This is a genomic window from Fictibacillus sp. Mic-4, from assembly GCF_049843615.1.
GTDB lineage: Bacteria > Bacillota > Bacilli > Bacillales > Fictibacillaceae > Fictibacillus_A > Fictibacillus_A gelatini.
In genome coordinates, this window is the sequence record NZ_JBBHZM010000013.1 from 82808 (window position 1) to 97896 (window position 15089).

14 protein-coding genes are annotated in these 15089 nt (G+C 44.3%); 12 read left to right on the top strand and 2 right to left on the bottom strand.

The window, feature by feature from the left end; genetic code table 11:
* The first annotated feature begins 244 nt into the window (after nucleotides 1-244).
* Nucleotides 245-1915, top strand: coding sequence for a glycerol-3-phosphate dehydrogenase/oxidase (locus WD019_RS10670; RefSeq protein ID WP_425711469.1), 1671 nt, complete (start codon nucleotides 245-247; stop codon nucleotides 1913-1915).
* A gap of 120 nt (nucleotides 1916-2035) precedes the next feature.
* On the opposite strand, the gene WD019_RS10675 is transcribed toward WD019_RS10670, so the two are convergent.
* Both WD019_RS10675 and WD019_RS10680 read right to left on the bottom strand, forming a co-directional pair.
* Nucleotides 2036-3052 (bottom strand): hypothetical protein, encoded by a 1017-nt coding sequence (locus tag WD019_RS10675; protein ID WP_425711470.1) that lies wholly within the window; start codon nucleotides 3050-3052, stop codon nucleotides 2036-2038.
* Nucleotides 3053-3110: 58 nt separating this feature from the next.
* Complete coding sequence (locus WD019_RS10680) at nucleotides 3111-3836, bottom strand: YiiX/YebB-like N1pC/P60 family cysteine hydrolase (protein WP_425711471.1); 726 nt, start codon at nucleotides 3834-3836, stop codon at nucleotides 3111-3113.
* A 403-nt stretch (nucleotides 3837-4239) separates the two neighbouring features.
* Here WD019_RS10680 and WD019_RS10685 point away from each other — a divergent pair, with 403 nt between their 5' ends.
* Genes WD019_RS10685 through nuoN form a run of 11 tightly spaced genes read left to right on the top strand, consistent with a single transcriptional unit; the run spans nucleotide 4240 to nucleotide 15045 of the window.
* On the top strand, nucleotides 4240-4614 hold the full coding sequence (locus WD019_RS10685; protein ID WP_026677309.1) for an NADH-quinone oxidoreductase subunit A: 375 nt from the start codon (nucleotides 4240-4242) through the stop codon (nucleotides 4612-4614).
* A complete protein-coding gene (locus WD019_RS10690) occupies nucleotides 4605-5123 on the top strand; it encodes a NuoB/complex I 20 kDa subunit family protein (RefSeq protein ID WP_026677310.1) in 519 nt (172 codons plus the stop codon). Before WD019_RS10685 ends, WD019_RS10690 begins: the two co-directional genes overlap by 10 nt.
* Nucleotides 5120-6727 carry an NADH-quinone oxidoreductase subunit C gene (locus tag WD019_RS10695; RefSeq protein WP_425711472.1) on the top strand — a complete coding sequence of 536 codons (1608 nt, stop codon included), beginning with the start codon at nucleotides 5120-5122 and terminating at the stop codon, nucleotides 6725-6727. Before WD019_RS10690 ends, WD019_RS10695 begins: the two co-directional genes overlap by 4 nt.
* Nucleotides 6728-6730: 3 nt before the next feature.
* Nucleotides 6731-7831 (top strand): NADH-quinone oxidoreductase subunit D, encoded by a 1101-nt coding sequence (locus tag WD019_RS10700; protein ID WP_026677312.1) that lies wholly within the window; start codon nucleotides 6731-6733, stop codon nucleotides 7829-7831.
* Complete coding sequence (gene nuoH, locus WD019_RS10705) at nucleotides 7831-8835, top strand: NADH-quinone oxidoreductase subunit NuoH (RefSeq protein WP_026677313.1); 1005 nt, start codon at nucleotides 7831-7833, stop codon at nucleotides 8833-8835. Before WD019_RS10700 ends, nuoH begins: the two co-directional genes overlap by 1 nt.
* A 54-nt stretch (nucleotides 8836-8889) precedes the next feature.
* On the top strand, nucleotides 8890-9309 hold the full coding sequence (nuoI, locus tag WD019_RS10710) for an NADH-quinone oxidoreductase subunit NuoI (RefSeq protein ID WP_026677314.1): 420 nt from the start codon (nucleotides 8890-8892) through the stop codon (nucleotides 9307-9309).
* On the top strand, nucleotides 9306-9824 hold the full coding sequence (locus WD019_RS10715) for an NADH-quinone oxidoreductase subunit J (RefSeq protein ID WP_026677315.1): 519 nt from the start codon (nucleotides 9306-9308) through the stop codon (nucleotides 9822-9824). Before nuoI ends, WD019_RS10715 begins: the two co-directional genes overlap by 4 nt.
* A complete protein-coding gene (gene nuoK, locus WD019_RS10720; protein ID WP_026677316.1) occupies nucleotides 9817-10131 on the top strand; it encodes an NADH-quinone oxidoreductase subunit NuoK in 315 nt (104 codons plus the stop codon). Before WD019_RS10715 ends, nuoK begins: the two co-directional genes overlap by 8 nt.
* Before the next feature lie 15 nt (nucleotides 10132-10146).
* Nucleotides 10147-12012 (top strand): NADH-quinone oxidoreductase subunit L, encoded by a 1866-nt coding sequence (gene nuoL, locus WD019_RS10725; RefSeq protein ID WP_425711478.1) that lies wholly within the window; start codon nucleotides 10147-10149, stop codon nucleotides 12010-12012.
* The gene (locus WD019_RS10730; RefSeq protein WP_026677318.1) at nucleotides 12009-13529 is read left to right on the top strand and encodes a complex I subunit 4 family protein; all 1521 of its coding nucleotides are present in this window, start codon (nucleotides 12009-12011) and stop codon (nucleotides 13527-13529) included. Before nuoL ends, WD019_RS10730 begins: the two co-directional genes overlap by 4 nt.
* Nucleotides 13530-13536: 7 nt before the next feature.
* Nucleotides 13537-15045, top strand: coding sequence for an NADH-quinone oxidoreductase subunit NuoN (gene nuoN, locus WD019_RS10735; RefSeq protein WP_425711473.1), 1509 nt, complete (start codon nucleotides 13537-13539; stop codon nucleotides 15043-15045).
* Nucleotides 15046-15089 lie beyond the last annotated feature (44 nt).

Below are 15089 nucleotides of genomic sequence, written 5' to 3' on the forward strand. Positions count from 1 at the left end.
AAAGGCTATGCAGTATAATAAAAACAAGTTAATATCGGTCGGAGAATAGGAGAGACCACAATTTCTCGCTTTAGGGCGGGGAAATTGTGGTCTCTTTTTTTACGCCTATAATTTCCGATGGGGTGTGAATCATTGGAATCGGCTTTTCGCCGATTCCGACTAATCTCACCTCTGACTTCTAACCTCAGAAAAAAAGGTATTCATTCATTTGTATCTGGGTAAATATGTATAAATGGGAGTGGTTATGATGGAACATACATTTTCAAGTAAGCGCCGGGATGATTATATAACCGAAATGCAAAACGCCGATCTCGATCTTCTCATTATCGGCGGGGGCGTAACAGGTGCGGGCATTTTGCTCGATGCAAGTAGCCGCGGAATGAAAGCGGGACTCGTTGAGATGCAGGATTTTGCGGCAGGAACGTCAAGCCGTTCAACAAAATTGGTGCATGGCGGGTTGCGCTATTTAAAGCAATTGGAAGTAAAGCTCGTCGCAGAAGTAGGAAAAGAACGGGCGATTGTGTACGAAAATGCCCCGCATGTGACAAAACCGGAATGGATGCTGCTTCCGTTTTATAAAGGTGGAACGTTCGGAAAGTTTTCAACGTCGATTGGCTTGAAAGTGTATGATTTTTTAGCCGGTGTGAAAAGAACGGAACGCCGGAGCATGCTTACGAAAGAGGAAGCGCTTGGAAAAGAGCCGCTGTTGAAAAAAGAGCAATTACTTGGCGGCGGATATTATGTTGAATATAAAACAGATGATGCCCGCCTCACGATGGAAATTATGAAAAAAGCGGTCCAGCTTGGCGGATTGGCCGTTAACTATATGAAGGTGACGGATTTTATTTATGATGGCGGAAAAGTGAAGGGCGTTAAAGTCCTGGATACGCTATCGAACAAAGAATACGAAATCGTTGCAAAAAAAATCGTCAACGCGGCTGGTCCGTGGGTGGACCAATTGCGCGAGAAGGACGGCTCGGCCACAGGCAAAAGAATTCATCATACGAAAGGCGTTCACGTCGTCATTGACCAGAGCCGCTTTCCGTTAAAACAGGCGGTATATTTTGATACGCCGGACGGACGAATGGTTTTTGCGATTCCGCGTGACGGGAAAACGTATGTAGGGACGACAGATACGGACTATAAAGGCGATTTGAAAAATCCACGCATTACAGAAGGTGATCTCGATTATTTAATAAAGGCCATTCACTTTATGTTTCCTGAAGCGGGCATTACGAGAGATGATATTGAATCGTCCTGGTCCGGCCTTCGTCCGCTCATTCACGAAGAAGGGAAAGGCCCATCGGAAATATCGAGAAGGGACGAAGTATTTCATTCACAGAGCGGCCTCATTACCATTGCAGGCGGGAAGTTGACAGGGTATCGGAAAATGGCGGAGAAGGTTGTTGATCTCGTTGCAAGTGAACTTTTAAACGAACAGGGAACTCTTTTTTCAAAAAGTAATACGAAACATTTGCCATTATCCGGCGGGGATGTTGGAGGAAGCGATCAATTTCCGGGGTTTGTCCGTGAGAAGACGGACCTCGGTATGGACGTTGGATTAACAGAGGAGGAAGCAAGCTGGCTCGTTCACCGTTACGGTTCCAATGTCGAACGGTTATACGACATTTGTAAGAACAAGGGGCATGAAGCTGAAAACTATGATCTTCCTGTAAGTATCTATGCTACGGTTATGTACAGCATAGAAGAGGAAATGACGGCAACGCCTGCCGATTACTTCATTCGCAAAACGGGTGCGTTATATTTTAACATTGACTTCGTCCGCCGGTATAAAGAGCGGGTCATTAAGTTAATGGCCGATCAATTCAATTGGGCGGATGAGCAGAAGGCCCATTTTGCGGAAGAGCTAGAGAGGCAAATGGAATATAGCACGAAACCTGTAAAAGAAAGTTAGGAAAAAACGGTGAGCAGACGCCGGCTCACCGTTTTTTTTATCAAAAACGCTATTTTGAGGGACTCTTACAAACTTCCGACGATAAGGATCGCTTTTTTCCCTTTACTTCGTTAATATAAGCTAATCTAATAATTCCAAGTCCTGAACAAGCATATCTCTTTTTTCAGGCAGTATAATCTCATCAGACATTTTACCAGTTTGTTTATCATAAATCCCAATACGTCCAACCGCTCCTTTAATAGGCTGTTCATCTAAGTCTGTTTGTGACAAGATATATAGATATTTATTGTCCATTCTCATATTAATTGTATTTTGACCAGAGAGTTTAAAGCTTTTTTGAATTTCGAGTGTTTTACGGTCTATTTTCGTAATTCTATTCCCGAGCTCATATGCGATATAAATTGAATCCGAATCGGAGAGGATTCGATCTGGTCCCGTATATGGAAGTTTCATATAGCTGACTTTCCAGCTATCGGGGGTTACAATGGTTAGCATATTGTCGTTATCGGAAGAAAGAAAGACTTTTCCGTCAATTACTTTTATACAATCCGACGGTCCGTAACTTAACGTCATGTCCTTTATTAATTTTAAATTTTGCCGGTCAAGAACATAAAGGACGTTCGCACTTCCGTTAACATTCCCATATACATAAACATATTTTTGATCTGCTGTTGCTGATCTTAATAAACCATCCAATTTTTTAGACTTCTTTTTTCCATTTTCCAAAATTTCAATTGTTCCGTAATCCATAGCAGTATTATATGTTGTTAATCGATACCCCTTTTGGGTTTCCATAAAAAGAGGAAATGTCTTAATTTTTTGTTCGTTTACTTCTCCATTACTTGCTATTTGAATAAGAATGTCTTCTAACTGAACTGGCAAAAGTAATCCTCCTGAAGGATTTTTAATTACTTGAACGATACCAGCATATTTAAAACGTTGTGTTTCTTCAATTTTATCTTTATTGTTGATTAAAACAAGTTCACTGTCTCTGCTGTTTACATCAGTATATATGACTGCCAGTTTCTTATTTTTCAGATTCACATCATCTTTAACAGGATCCATAGGATTAATCTTTTTTTCACAACCGGTTAAAGCAAATAAAAGAACTACAAAATATATCACAAATTGTCTCATATGTCACCCCTGTTATTAATGAAAGCCGAAAACAATGTTTCCGGCTTTCATTGTCAAATTAACCTTTTGAATAAAACGTCTTGGTTTGTTTATCTTCATAAATATCGATAGGCCAAACTGCTCCACCATCATCCAAATTATATCCCTTATTGTACCACGCTCTCCAGGCAAGTTGAGAGCAATAGAATTTCTTTGTTGTTTTTTTATTCCAGAAATTGATATTGTATTTTTTCCCTACCTGACCTCTAGCATATGAAGCTGCATAATTATAGTCTTTATCTGTTGCTTTTCTGACCCACAAACCTTTAATTTTTTTATATCGTTTTTTCCAATCATTTGGCCAAAGTCTAACTCCATCTTTTGATGTTACAGATTTATGAAAGGCTTCAACGGTGTTATTTCCATTGATTACAACAGCAATGTGTCCACCTGCCCAAGATCCGCTTGAGCTTCCTTTTGAATTCGTGTATAAAATATCACCTTTTGAACCGATAGAATATTTACTACTTGATGACGAGACAGAATACTTTCCAATCGAATCCTTTTTCAATGTAAGTTTTTTATCTTTTGCGTATTCTTTAATGGTATCTTGTGAAATTTTATTACTCCAATTTTTAAGTAATTGTTGCTCTTTTTCCTTTGCTTTCTTTAATTCTAGTTGTTGTGCCTTTGTAAGTTGAGGTTCCGAAGAATTTTCTTTTGCCAACGTCAAAGAGGAACTACCAAACAATAATACTGATGTGCAAATCCCTGCAATTCCCATTTTCAAAAAATTACTCTTCATTATATCCCTCCAAATTTTATGAAATTTTCTTGCTATTAGGGATTTTAGAGCATGGTTTATTTTTTGAAAAGTACTATTTTTTTCTAGTACCCAACAAATGTTCTTCTCCAAAATTATCTGAATCCGTGACCTATTGTTGATTACAATCTAGATTTAGAACCCTAGTTTTTTGGATATGGATTCACCTCATTCACTGCCAGTACGCTTTTTGGGTATTACATTAAAAAATGCAAGAGTCAAGAAAGCCAGTCTTATTTCAATATTTCCATCATATATTTTTAAAAAAAGGGCCATAAACAGGCTCTTTTTTTAATCCAATGGTCATTGTCGACACAAATATTGGCATTTGTTATAATATATATGATTCTAAAATTTATAAAAATTCAGATGATGGGGGTTGCTAATGGACTTATACAATGTATATCAAAATAATTACCTCATTGTAGCTGTCTTTTTGCTTTTAGGTATTTTACTGCCCGTCGGAGCTCTAACGGCAGGACGTCTCTTGCGTCCGAACAGGCCGACGAAAGAAAAAGCAACAACCTATGAAAGCGGGATTGAACCGTTTCAGCAAAGCTGGATTCAGTTTAATGTTCGTTATTATTTATTTGCATTATTATTTGTCATCTTTGATGTCGAGACTGTTTTTTTATATCCATGGGCCGTAGCCTATGATGAATTAGGACTATTTGCCCTTATAGAAATGGCGATATTTGTTTTATTGCTGACGCTTGGACTTGTATATGCTTGGAAAAAGAAGGTGTTGAAATGGAACTAAATCTGTCTGACATTTCACCGGAAGAAAAAGCAGAGCTTGAGCGCAGTATTTTTTTTACTACTCTTGAGCAAATCAAAGCATGGGCAAGGAGCAATTCTCTCTGGCCCGTAACATTTGGTCTGGCATGCTGCGCCATTGAGATGATGGGAACAGGAGCTGCCCACTATGATCTTGACCGGTTTGGCACAATGTTCCGCGCCTCACCGCGACAATCGGATGTCATGATCGTATCAGGGACAGTGACAAAGAAAATGGCACCCGTCCTTAAACGGTTATACGAGCAAATGCCTGAGCCAAAATGGGTCATTGCCATGGGTTCATGCGCGACTGCAGGGGGCCCTTATATTAAGTCATATGCGGTTGTTAAAGGCGTTGATCAAATTGTCCCTGTGGATGTCTACATTCCAGGCTGCCCGCCGAACCCGGCAGCACTCATTTATGGCATTAATAAATTGCAGGAGAAAATTCGTTATGAAGCAAAGACGGGTAAGAAGGTGACTGATCAATGAGCGAAAACGAAGGTAAAAAACCGGAATCCCATCGTGAAAATAACGGTCAAGAAGAATTGTCTCTCGAGGAAAAGAAAAGACGAGCCGCGGCAGAAGCGAAAGCGAGAGCGTTGGAACTCGCGAAGCAGCGCGCCCGTGAAAAAGAGCAAGCCGTCCAACCAGACACCGAAGAAGCATCCCTCAGTATAGAAGAACAGAAGAAACGCGCGGCAGCAGAAGCGAAAGCGAGAGCATTGGAACTCGCGAAGCAGCGTGCCCGTGAAAAAGAGCAAGCCGTCCAACCAGACACCGAAGAAGCATCCCTCAGTATAGAAGAACAGAAGAAACGCGCGGCAGCAGAAGCAAAAGCGAGAGCGTTGGAACTCGCGAAGCAGCGTGCCCGTGAAAAAGAGCAAACCGCAAAACCAGACACCGAAAAAGAGCCTCTCAGTATAGAAGAACAGAAGAAACGCGCGGCAGCAGAAGCGAAAGCGAGAGCATTGGAACTCGCAAAGCAGCGTGCCCGTGAAAAAGAGCAAGCCGTCCAACCAGACACCGAAGAATCCCCTCTTAGTATAGAAGAACAGAAGAAACGCGCGGCAGCGGAAGCAAAAGCGAGAGCGCTGGAACTTGCGAAGCAGCGTGCCCGTGAAAAAGAGCAAACCGTAAAACCAGACACCGAAAAAGAGCCTCTTAGTATAGAAGAACAGAAGAAACGCGCGGCAGCAGAAGCGAAAGCGAAGGCATTAGAACGGGCAAAACAAAAAGCGCTTGAAACGCAAGATGAGACTTCAAGCGACGACGCAGCCCGAAAGGCGAAAGCAGCTACAGCCGCGAAGGCAAAGGCTGCTGCGGCAGCCAAAGCAAAAGCGATGCGCGAGGCGATAGAAGCAAACGGTGCAGACCAATCGGACGAAAAAGCAAAGGCGCTTGCAGCGGCGAAAGCAAAGGCAGCCGCAGCAGCAAAGGCAAAAGCAGCTGCCGCGGAAAGCGCAGATGTTGCGGATGAAAAAGAGAAAGCGCTTGCAGCAGCCAAAGCAAAGGCGGCCGCAGCAGCGAAAGCAAAAGCACTTGCTGCGGCAAAAGCCCGTGCCGCAGCTAATGCAAACTCGTCCGCAGCAGAACCTCAAGCTGAAGAAAAGCCTTCTGTCAACCAGCCATTGCTTGATCATTATGTCAAAGTCATTCAAGAACATCTCGGAGATGGCGTATTGGAAGATTACTATATTAATCGGCTCTCAAAAGATGTTCCGACCCTCGTGGCGAAGCCGGATACATATTATAAGGTCGCCGAGTTTTTAAAGCATCATGACGAACTTCGGTTTGACTACCTGTCAGAGCATCATGGAACGGATTTTATGACCCATTTTGAAGTGTATAACCATTTATTTTCGTATCAACACCGCCGGGCTATTGCCCTAAAGGTAAAAATTGACCGGGAAGAAGCGAAGATTGCATCGATTACACCAATCTGGCAGGGAGCGAACTGGCCTGAACGGGAAACGTTTGATTTGCTTGGCATTACATTTGTCGGCCATCCGAACTTAAAACGAATTATGCTGACCGACGATTGGGTGGGTCATCCTCTTCGTAAAGATTATGAACCGTATGACGTGGAGGTGTAAGACTTGATCAGAACGGAAGAAATGCTTCTTAACGTCGGGCCGCAGCATCCGAGCACACACGGGGTGTTCCGAATCATTTTAAAAATTGATGGGGAAACCGTCATTGAAGCGACCCCCGTGATCGGCTATTTACACCGCGGTACTGAAAAACTAGCAGAAAACTTGCAATACACGCAAATTATCCCTTACACCGACAGGATGGATTACTTATCGGCAATGACCAACAATTATGTCATCTGCCACGCGGTTGAAACGATGATGGGGCTTGAAATCCCGGAGCGGGCCGAATACTTGCGGGTCATCGCAATGGAACTCGGGAGAATTGCAAGCCACCTTGTCTGGTATGGAACATATTTATTGGACCTTGGAGCGATGAGTCCATTTCTATATGCATTTCGTGAACGCGAAGCGATTATAAATCTACTAAATGAACTATGTGGCGCTCGCCTGACTTTTAATTATATGCGTGTCGGGGGTGTCAAATGGGACGCTCCGGAAGGATGGATCGAGAAGGTTCGCGATTTTGTCCCTTATATGAGGGAGCAGTTGAAAGGGTACCACGACCTTGTGACAGGGAATGAAATTTTCTTGAACCGTGTAAAAGGGATCGGCTATTACACAAAGGAAGAAGCGATCGACTATTCATTGAGCGGCGCGAACCTGCGCTGTACAGGCGTCAACTGGGATTTGAGAAAAGATGAGCCTTATTCGATTTATGACCGCTTTGACTTTGATGTCCCTGTTTTTCACACCGGGGATGCATGGGCGCGTTATCAGTGCCGCATGGCGGAAATCGAAGAGTCGCTCAAAATTGTTGAGCAGGCAGTAGAGCAGTTTCCTGCTGAGGGAGCGATTATGGCCAAAGTGCCGCGAATCATTAAGCCGCCAAAAGGCGAAGCGTTCGTCCGCATCGAATCACCAAGAGGCGAGATCGGCTGCTATATCGCGTCTGAAGGGAAAAAGGAGCCGTATCGCTTAAAGTTTAGAAGGCCGTCCTTTTACAATTTGCAAATTTTACCGAAGCTGCTTGTCGGAGAAAATCTTGCCAATTTGATCGCCATTTTAGGAGGAATCGACATTGTGCTTGGGGAGGTGGATGGTTGATGATCGAACATTTGCTACAGTCGCCACCCGGTTGGATTCACTTTCTTATTTTCTTCTGTTTAGGGGCTATTTTACTCGCCATTGTGCTCGGGTTTGTAACGTATGCCATTCTTGCCGAACGAAAAGTGCTCGGTTTTATGCAAATAAGGATCGGGCCGAACCGGATTGGCGGCCGATTTGGTCTATTGCAAACCGTGGCGGACGTTTTCAAGCTGTTAATTAAGGAAGACATCATTCCGAAACTTGCGGATAGGCCGCTATTTATACTGGCCCCGATTCTTGCTTTCGCCCCATCTTTTCTCGTATTGGCGGTCATGCCGTTTTCGGAAAACGTCAAGTTCGCCGACATCGGTGTCGGGCTTCTTTACTACATTGCCGTCTCGGGAATTTCCGCGATTGGAATGTTGCTCGGGGGATGGGCGTCGAACAATAAATACTCACTTCTTGGCGGCATGCGTTCGGCGGCGCAAATGATCTCCTACGAAATCCCGCTTGTCATGTCCGTGATTGGTGTCATCCTATTTACGGGAAGCTTGAACTTGACGGACATCGTCGAAGGCCAGAAGCATGTGGCGTACATGTTTTTATCGCCGATCGGCTTTATCGTCTTTTTCATTTCGTCCCTGGCTGAATTAAGCCGGACACCGTTTGACCTCCCGGAAGCGGAATCCGAGCTTGTCGCGGGCTATCATGTCGAGTACTCAGGTTTCCGCTGGGCATTTTTCATGCTCGCTGAATATGTCTATTTGTTTGCGATGGCGTCGCTGATGACTGTTTTATTTCTCGGCGGCTGGAATCCGATTCCCTTTCTCGGCTTCATCCCGGGCGTCATCTGGTTTGCGCTTAAGTTCAGTCTCATCGTTTTCATTATGATTTGGATTCGGGGAACGTTTCCCCGCATTCGGGCAGATCAGCTGATGGAGTTTGCCTGGAAGGTCCTGTTGCCACTTGCATTATTGAACATTTTTGTCAGCGCCGCCGTGAAAGAACTCTTTTTAAAATAAAAGGTTGTAAAAAGCACGGCTTTCTCTCAAATCTTCCAAAAAAGGAGTGGCATGATGCTCGGTTTAACGAAAGGCCTTAAATATACGTTGAAAAACTTAACAAAGCAAAATGTGACAACAAAGTATCCTGATGCGCCGCTTGAGCTGCCGGATCGCTTTCGCGGCATTCAAAAGTTTTACCCTGAAAAATGCATTGTCTGCAACCAGTGTGCTGCCATTTGTCCGACAGAATGCATTCAATTGACAGGAAAAAAGCATCCGGATCCGGCGAAAAAAGGAAAGATCATCGATACGTACGACATTAATTTTGAAATTTGCATTCTTTGTGATTTATGCACGGAAGTTTGTCCGACCGAGGCGATCGTCATGACGAATAACTTTGAACTTGCCGAATACAGCCGGGATGAATTGTTTAAAGATATGCGCTGGCTCGATGAAAATGATGCGAACATTCGAAAGGAAAATAAAGTATGACAGGTGAAATGATTGCTTTCTTCATTCTTGCGCTCGTGGCGATTTGCGGCGGAGTATTCATGATCCATTCAGAAAATGTCGTTCATATGGTCGTTTCCTTGATCTTCACGTTTTTGTCGATTGCCGGGATTTATATTTTGCTGTCCGCAGAATTTGTTGCTGTTGTCCAGGTGCTGATTTATTCAGGAGCGATCACGATTATTATGCTTTTCGGCATCATGCTGACAAAGCACGATCCAAAAAGCGAAAAGAGGATCGCTAAAAGCCGAATATTAGCAGTCGGAACAGGGGTTGTCGCATTTTTCATCATTATGTTTCTCGCCATTAACAAGCTTTCATTTAAACAGCAGGATGTTGAGCTGTACGTCCATAATGTGAAAAAAATCGGTATCGAGCTTTACTCCAAGTATGTGATTCCGTTTGAGTTAACATCTATTCTTTTATTAGTCGCCCTTATCGGTGCTGTCGTGCTTGCTAAAAAGGACGAATCAGAGGAGATGAACGAACATGAGTAGCCTTCCTTTACCCGTCTTTCTTGTGTTGGCGTTAATTTTATTTTGCATAGGCCTGTTCGGCGCCTTGACGAAACGAAATGCCGTCATCGTGCTTATTTCCATTGAGTTGATGCTGAATGCCGTTAACATTAACCTTGTCGCTTTCAGTAAATACGGTCCTAATCCGGGGATTACCGGGCAGATTTTTTCGCTCTTTACGATCACGGTAGCGGCGGCTGAAGCGGCAGTTGGACTTGCCATTCTTTTTGCCTTATATCGGAACAGGCGAACGGTCAATGTCAATGAAATGGATCAGTTGAAGCGCTAAAGGGGGATGGATATGATGATGCAATATGCCTGGCTTATACCGCTCATGCCGCTGTTATCCTTCATCCTTCTTTTATTGCTTGGAAAGAAACTAAAAGAAGCTTCCGCTTATGTCGGCATTTTGCTGACGGCTGTTCCTCTCGTTATGTCGTTTATTGTCTTTTTTGGTCAGTGGGGCGGAGAATCTTATAAAGCGGAAGGCACATGGCTAACTATCGGGCATGCGGTTATTACCTTTGGAATTGAAATTAATCCGCTAAATAGCTTAATGTTGGTCATTGTTTCACTCGTCAGTTTTCTCGTCCATCTCTATTCGAAAGGGTATATGCATGGAGACGAACGCGTTCCCGTCTTTTTTGCCTACCTTGGCCTGTTTACGTTCGCCATGCTTGGGCTTGTCATGTCGCCCAACTTGCTGCAACTTTATATGTTTTGGGAACTTGTCGGCCTTGGTTCATTCCTGTTGATTGGTTACTATTATTTCAAACCGGAAGCCAGGCAAGCAGCGAAGAAAGCTTTTATTATGACGAGAATTGGGGACGTCGGGCTTTTTATCGGTATGATTCTCTTATTCTGGCAAGTTGGCAGCTTTGAATTTGACGACATTTTCAAGGCGGTGGCCAGCCATGAAATGACACATGCGATGATCACGCTGACGGCGATCCTTATATTCGTTGGAGCGATCGGAAAATCGGGCCAATTGCCGCTTCACACATGGCTTCCGGACGCGATGGAAGGGCCGACCCCGGTTTCGGCACTTATTCATGCCGCGACAATGGTAGCTGCCGGTGTGTACCTTGTTGCAACCATGTATCCGCTGTTTGCCGCGTCAACTGCTGCGCTTACGACAGTTGCCGTCGTTGGCGGAGTGACAGCCATTTTTGCCGCATCAATCGGTTTGATGCAAAAGGACATCAAACGGGTGCTCGCTTATTCTACGGTCAGCCAGCTCGGCTATATGATGCTTGCGCTTGGTTCTGGCGGATATGTTGCCGGCGTGTTTCACTTAACGACCCATGCCTTTTTTAAAGCGTTGTTGTTTTTAGCGGCAGGTAGTGTTATTCATGCGGTACATACACAGGACATTGAAAAGATGGGCGGACTCTATCGAAAATTAAAGCGAACCGGTCCTCTCTTTTTAATCGGTGCCCTTGCGATTTCGGGCTTCCCGTTATTATCCGGGTTTTTCAGCAAAGATCAAATTTTGGCTGCAACCTATGAAGACGGGCGTTTCGGTTTATTTTGGCTCGCCATCATCGCCGCGTTTTTTACAGCCTTCTATATGTTCCGGCTGTTCTTTATGGTCTTTACAGGGGAGTTTCGGGGAGCAGCGAAAGAGGTTCACGAATCTCCAGGCGTAATGACGTTTCCGATGATTGTCCTTGGCATCCTTGCCGTACTTGCGGGATATGTCAACACTTCATGGTTCGGGACATTCCTATCTGATTATTTAGGAAAAGGAGAAGTGGCACCTTTAGCTTCTAATCATGAGCCGATTTGGATTTCTGTTGTAGCGACACTTGTATCATTACTTGGCATTTTCATGGCGTACTTGATTTATAAAAAAGGTTCCTTATCAAGAGATTGGCTCTCTCGCCACCTCCCATCTTTAAGTAACGTCGTGTACAACAAATATTATATCGATGAAGTATATCATGCCGTTATTGTCCGGGGGGTCAGAGCTTTCAGTTATGGATGGTCACTCATCGACCGCTATATCGTGGAAGGCATCGTAAATGGTGCGGTTGCGCTGGTCCATTGGCTGGCTAAGCTCGGGTCTAAATGCCAGAACGGCCAGGTGCAAACGTATGGGGCAGTTGCATTTGTCGGCCTTGTTCTTCTTCTTTTAATCTTTGCAGTGTCAGGGGGGTATTTTTCATGAACGAAATCTTGCTTTCTATTCTGGTTTTCTCCCCGCTTTTAGCTGTTGTGGTACTTGCTTTTACCCCTTCGAATCAGGAACAATCGCTTAAATGGATTGGGCTTTTTGGCACGTTGTTGCCGCTTGTGCTTGCAATCATCACCTTTTGCCAGTTTGACATAGGAAGTTCGGCGATTCAGTTGAATGAAAAAATAAACTGGATCTCCTTTACTATTGCCCATACGGACAGCAATGTCACCATGCCGATTCAATACGAGCTCGGGGTGAACGGTCTTTCACTCGTTCTTATATTGCTGACATCTGTCGTTGCCGTCTTAGCTGCTATCGGTTCGTTTACAATTAAAGGGCAATGGAAAAGCTATTTTATTTTCTTTTTACTAATGGAAGTCGGAATGCTCGGCGTTTTCGCTTCACAAAATTTATTTTTGTTCTTTATCTTTTTCGAGATGACCTTAATCCCGATGTTCTTTTTAATTGGAAGATGGGGGTATGAAAATAAGGAAAAAGCAGCCTACAGTTTTTTAATTTACAATGGGCTCGGTTCGGCTATTTTGTTAATTGTTTTTGTCGTTTTATTTATGAAGACAGGGACATTGAATTATGGAGAATTGGCGAATATTTTCGCTAATGGGGGAAGTGGGCTGCTCGATTCGGTTCCAGGGGAAACATTCCGTTTATCGATACTCATCGCGCTATTGTTGGCGTTTGGCGTTAAGCTCCCTATCGTTCCACTTCATACGTGGATGCTCCGGGTCCATGTTGAAGCGCCGCCTCCTGTTGTCATGATCCACTCCGGCATTTTATTAAAAATCGGAGCTTACGGTTTAATAACGTTTGGGATGGGCTTTTTTCCGGCTGAATTTAAGCGGATCGCTTTTAGCATAGCAATCCTTGGCGTCGTTAACCTTTTATACGGAGCATTTATTGCGATCGTTCAAACGGATGTGAAAAAAGTGTTGGCTTATTCATCTGTTTCTCATATGGGGATTGTTTTAATCGGGCTTGCCGCCTTGAATGATGCAGGGGTGCAGGGGGCCATTTTTCAAGTTGTTTCCCACGGATTGATCTCAGCTCTTCTTTTCTTTCTTGTCGGAGTTCTCTATGAACGGACAGGAACATCATATCTTAAGGCGTACAGCGGTTTCGTAAAAACGATGCCGCTGGCGTCGGGGGTGCTCGTCGCAGCAGGGCTTGCTTCATTAGGCTTGCCGGGGATGTCCGGATTCATCAGCGAATTGATGTCCTTCCTCGGCCTCTTTCAAACGAAGCCGATTGTGGCAGCGGTCGGGACACTTGGAATCATTTTAACGGCTGTTTATATGTTGCGGGCGGTCATGGCGATCACATATGGCCCTCTATCCGCCGAAAGGGGAAAACTAGTTGATCTTAATGTGAGGGAAATGGTACCTGCATATGTTTTGCTGGCTCTCATCATTGCAATTGGGGTATATCCTGACATGCTAGGGATGACGATTAAATCAACGCTTGACTCGATTTTATCAGGATTTGGGGGGTGACGAGACTATGGAGCTTGAAACGATTCGTTCTTATGACTGGGGCATCATGGCACCTGAATTGATTATTTTAGGGGCCGCAACGATCCTGTCGCTCGCTGATTTGTTGATGCCGAAAAAAGCAAGCAGGCGTTACCTTGCCATTTTTGCTTTTCTTGGCGTTGCTTGTGCTCTTGTCGCTCTCTTTATGCAGCTTGATAACGGGGTCATTTCGATTTTAGCGGATACGTACCGATTCGATTCGTTTTCAAAAGCGTTTAAGCTTCTTTTCCTCATTGGAACAGGTTTAATTTTGCTTCTTGCTTTTGACGATCGAAAGGGAGAGCGGGATGAATATCGCGGGGAATTTTATTATTTGCTGCTGACAGCCTTGCTTGGGGCGATGATGATGGCTTCAAGCGCGGACATGATTACGTTGTTTGTCGGCCTTGAATTGCTTTCACTTTCATCATACATTATGGCCGGCCTCCGAAAACGGGATAGACAATCCAATGAAGCGGCTTTTAAATACGTAGTAAATGGCGGAATTTCAACGGCAATCACATTATTTGGGATGAGTTACATATTTGGCTTAACGGGGGAAACCAATCTATATGCGATTCAAAATGCGCTGGGCGACCCGACAATTTTGCAAAATCAATTTTTGCTCGTATTTGCATTTCTTATTACGTTTGTCGGATTATCGTTTAAAATCGCAACCGTCCCGTTTCAAATGTGGGCACCTGATGTTTACCATGGGGCTCCCATTCCGGTCACTGCCTTTTTAAGTGTTGTATCTAAGGCGGCAGGGTTTGTCATTATGATCCGTTTCTTGCTGGTGACGTTTATAGCGGCGCCAGGAGTCGCGGAGAAGCCGTTGCTTCAAGAAGTTCAGCCCTATCTTGCCATACTTGCCGGCGCGTCGATGATTATAGGGAATCTCATTGCGCTGAGGCAGCGTAACATCAAACGGATGTTTGCGTATTCATCCATTGCCCAGGCGGGTTACATTCTCGTTCCGTTCGCTGTTATTTCCGGATTAATGTTTGAAGCGGTCTGGTTTTATTTGCTAGCTTATTTATTTATGAACATCGGCGTATTTGCAATTATCCAACTTGTCACGGCAAAAAGCGGTTCAACTGATATTTCAAGTTTTGCCGGTCTCTACAGGCGATCGCCATGGATTGCGGTTTGCATGACGATATTCGTTTTATCCCTTGCCGGCTTTCCGGCGACCGCTGGCTTTATTGGGAAATTTGGCATATTTATGAGTGCATTGAGCACAGGGGCGCACTATTGGCTCGCCGGAATTATGATTGCGACAACGATTGTTTCCTATTTCTATTATTTTAATGTCATCGGCCAAATGTTTTTCAGATCCGAGGAAGAGGCGGGCAAGGTGTCGATTCCCGGGGGCGTGCTGACCGTTACTGCTGTTTGTGTCATCTCCACACTCGTGCTCGGCATATTGCCTCATACGGCGCTCGAGTTTTTTTACAACCAGTTTGATTTAAGCCAGTTTTTCACCCCGACGAAATAGAAGCACCTTGCATAGGTGTTTCCCGGGCTGTCGCAACAATTTCG

Excerpts from the sequence above, each read along its gene's own strand:
- WD019_RS10680 (WP_425711471.1), bottom strand. The coding sequence starts at position 3,836 with ATGAAGAGTAATTTTTTGAAAATGGGAATTGCAGGGATTTGCACATCA.
- WD019_RS10695 (WP_425711472.1), top strand. The coding sequence starts at position 5,120 with ATGAGCGAAAACGAAGGTAAAAAACCGGAATCCCATCGTGAAAATAAC.
- nuoH (WP_026677313.1), top strand. The coding sequence starts at position 7,831 with ATGATCGAACATTTGCTACAGTCGCCACCCGGTTGGATTCACTTTCTT.
- nuoI (WP_026677314.1), top strand. The coding sequence starts at position 8,890 with ATGCTCGGTTTAACGAAAGGCCTTAAATATACGTTGAAAAACTTAACA.
- WD019_RS10685 (WP_026677309.1), top strand. The coding sequence starts at position 4,240 with ATGGACTTATACAATGTATATCAAAATAATTACCTCATTGTAGCTGTC.
- WD019_RS10715 (WP_026677315.1), top strand. The coding sequence starts at position 9,306 with ATGACAGGTGAAATGATTGCTTTCTTCATTCTTGCGCTCGTGGCGATT.
- WD019_RS10675 (WP_425711470.1), bottom strand. The coding sequence starts at position 3,052 with ATGAGACAATTTGTGATATATTTTGTAGTTCTTTTATTTGCTTTAACC.
- WD019_RS10670 (WP_425711469.1), top strand. The coding sequence starts at position 245 with ATGATGGAACATACATTTTCAAGTAAGCGCCGGGATGATTATATAACC.
- nuoK (WP_026677316.1), top strand. The coding sequence starts at position 9,817 with ATGAGTAGCCTTCCTTTACCCGTCTTTCTTGTGTTGGCGTTAATTTTA.
- WD019_RS10730 (WP_026677318.1), top strand. The coding sequence starts at position 12,009 with ATGAACGAAATCTTGCTTTCTATTCTGGTTTTCTCCCCGCTTTTAGCT.
- WD019_RS10690 (WP_026677310.1), top strand. The coding sequence starts at position 4,605 with ATGGAACTAAATCTGTCTGACATTTCACCGGAAGAAAAAGCAGAGCTT.
- nuoN (WP_425711473.1), top strand. The coding sequence starts at position 13,537 with ATGGAGCTTGAAACGATTCGTTCTTATGACTGGGGCATCATGGCACCT.
- nuoL (WP_425711478.1), top strand. The coding sequence starts at position 10,147 with ATGATGCAATATGCCTGGCTTATACCGCTCATGCCGCTGTTATCCTTC.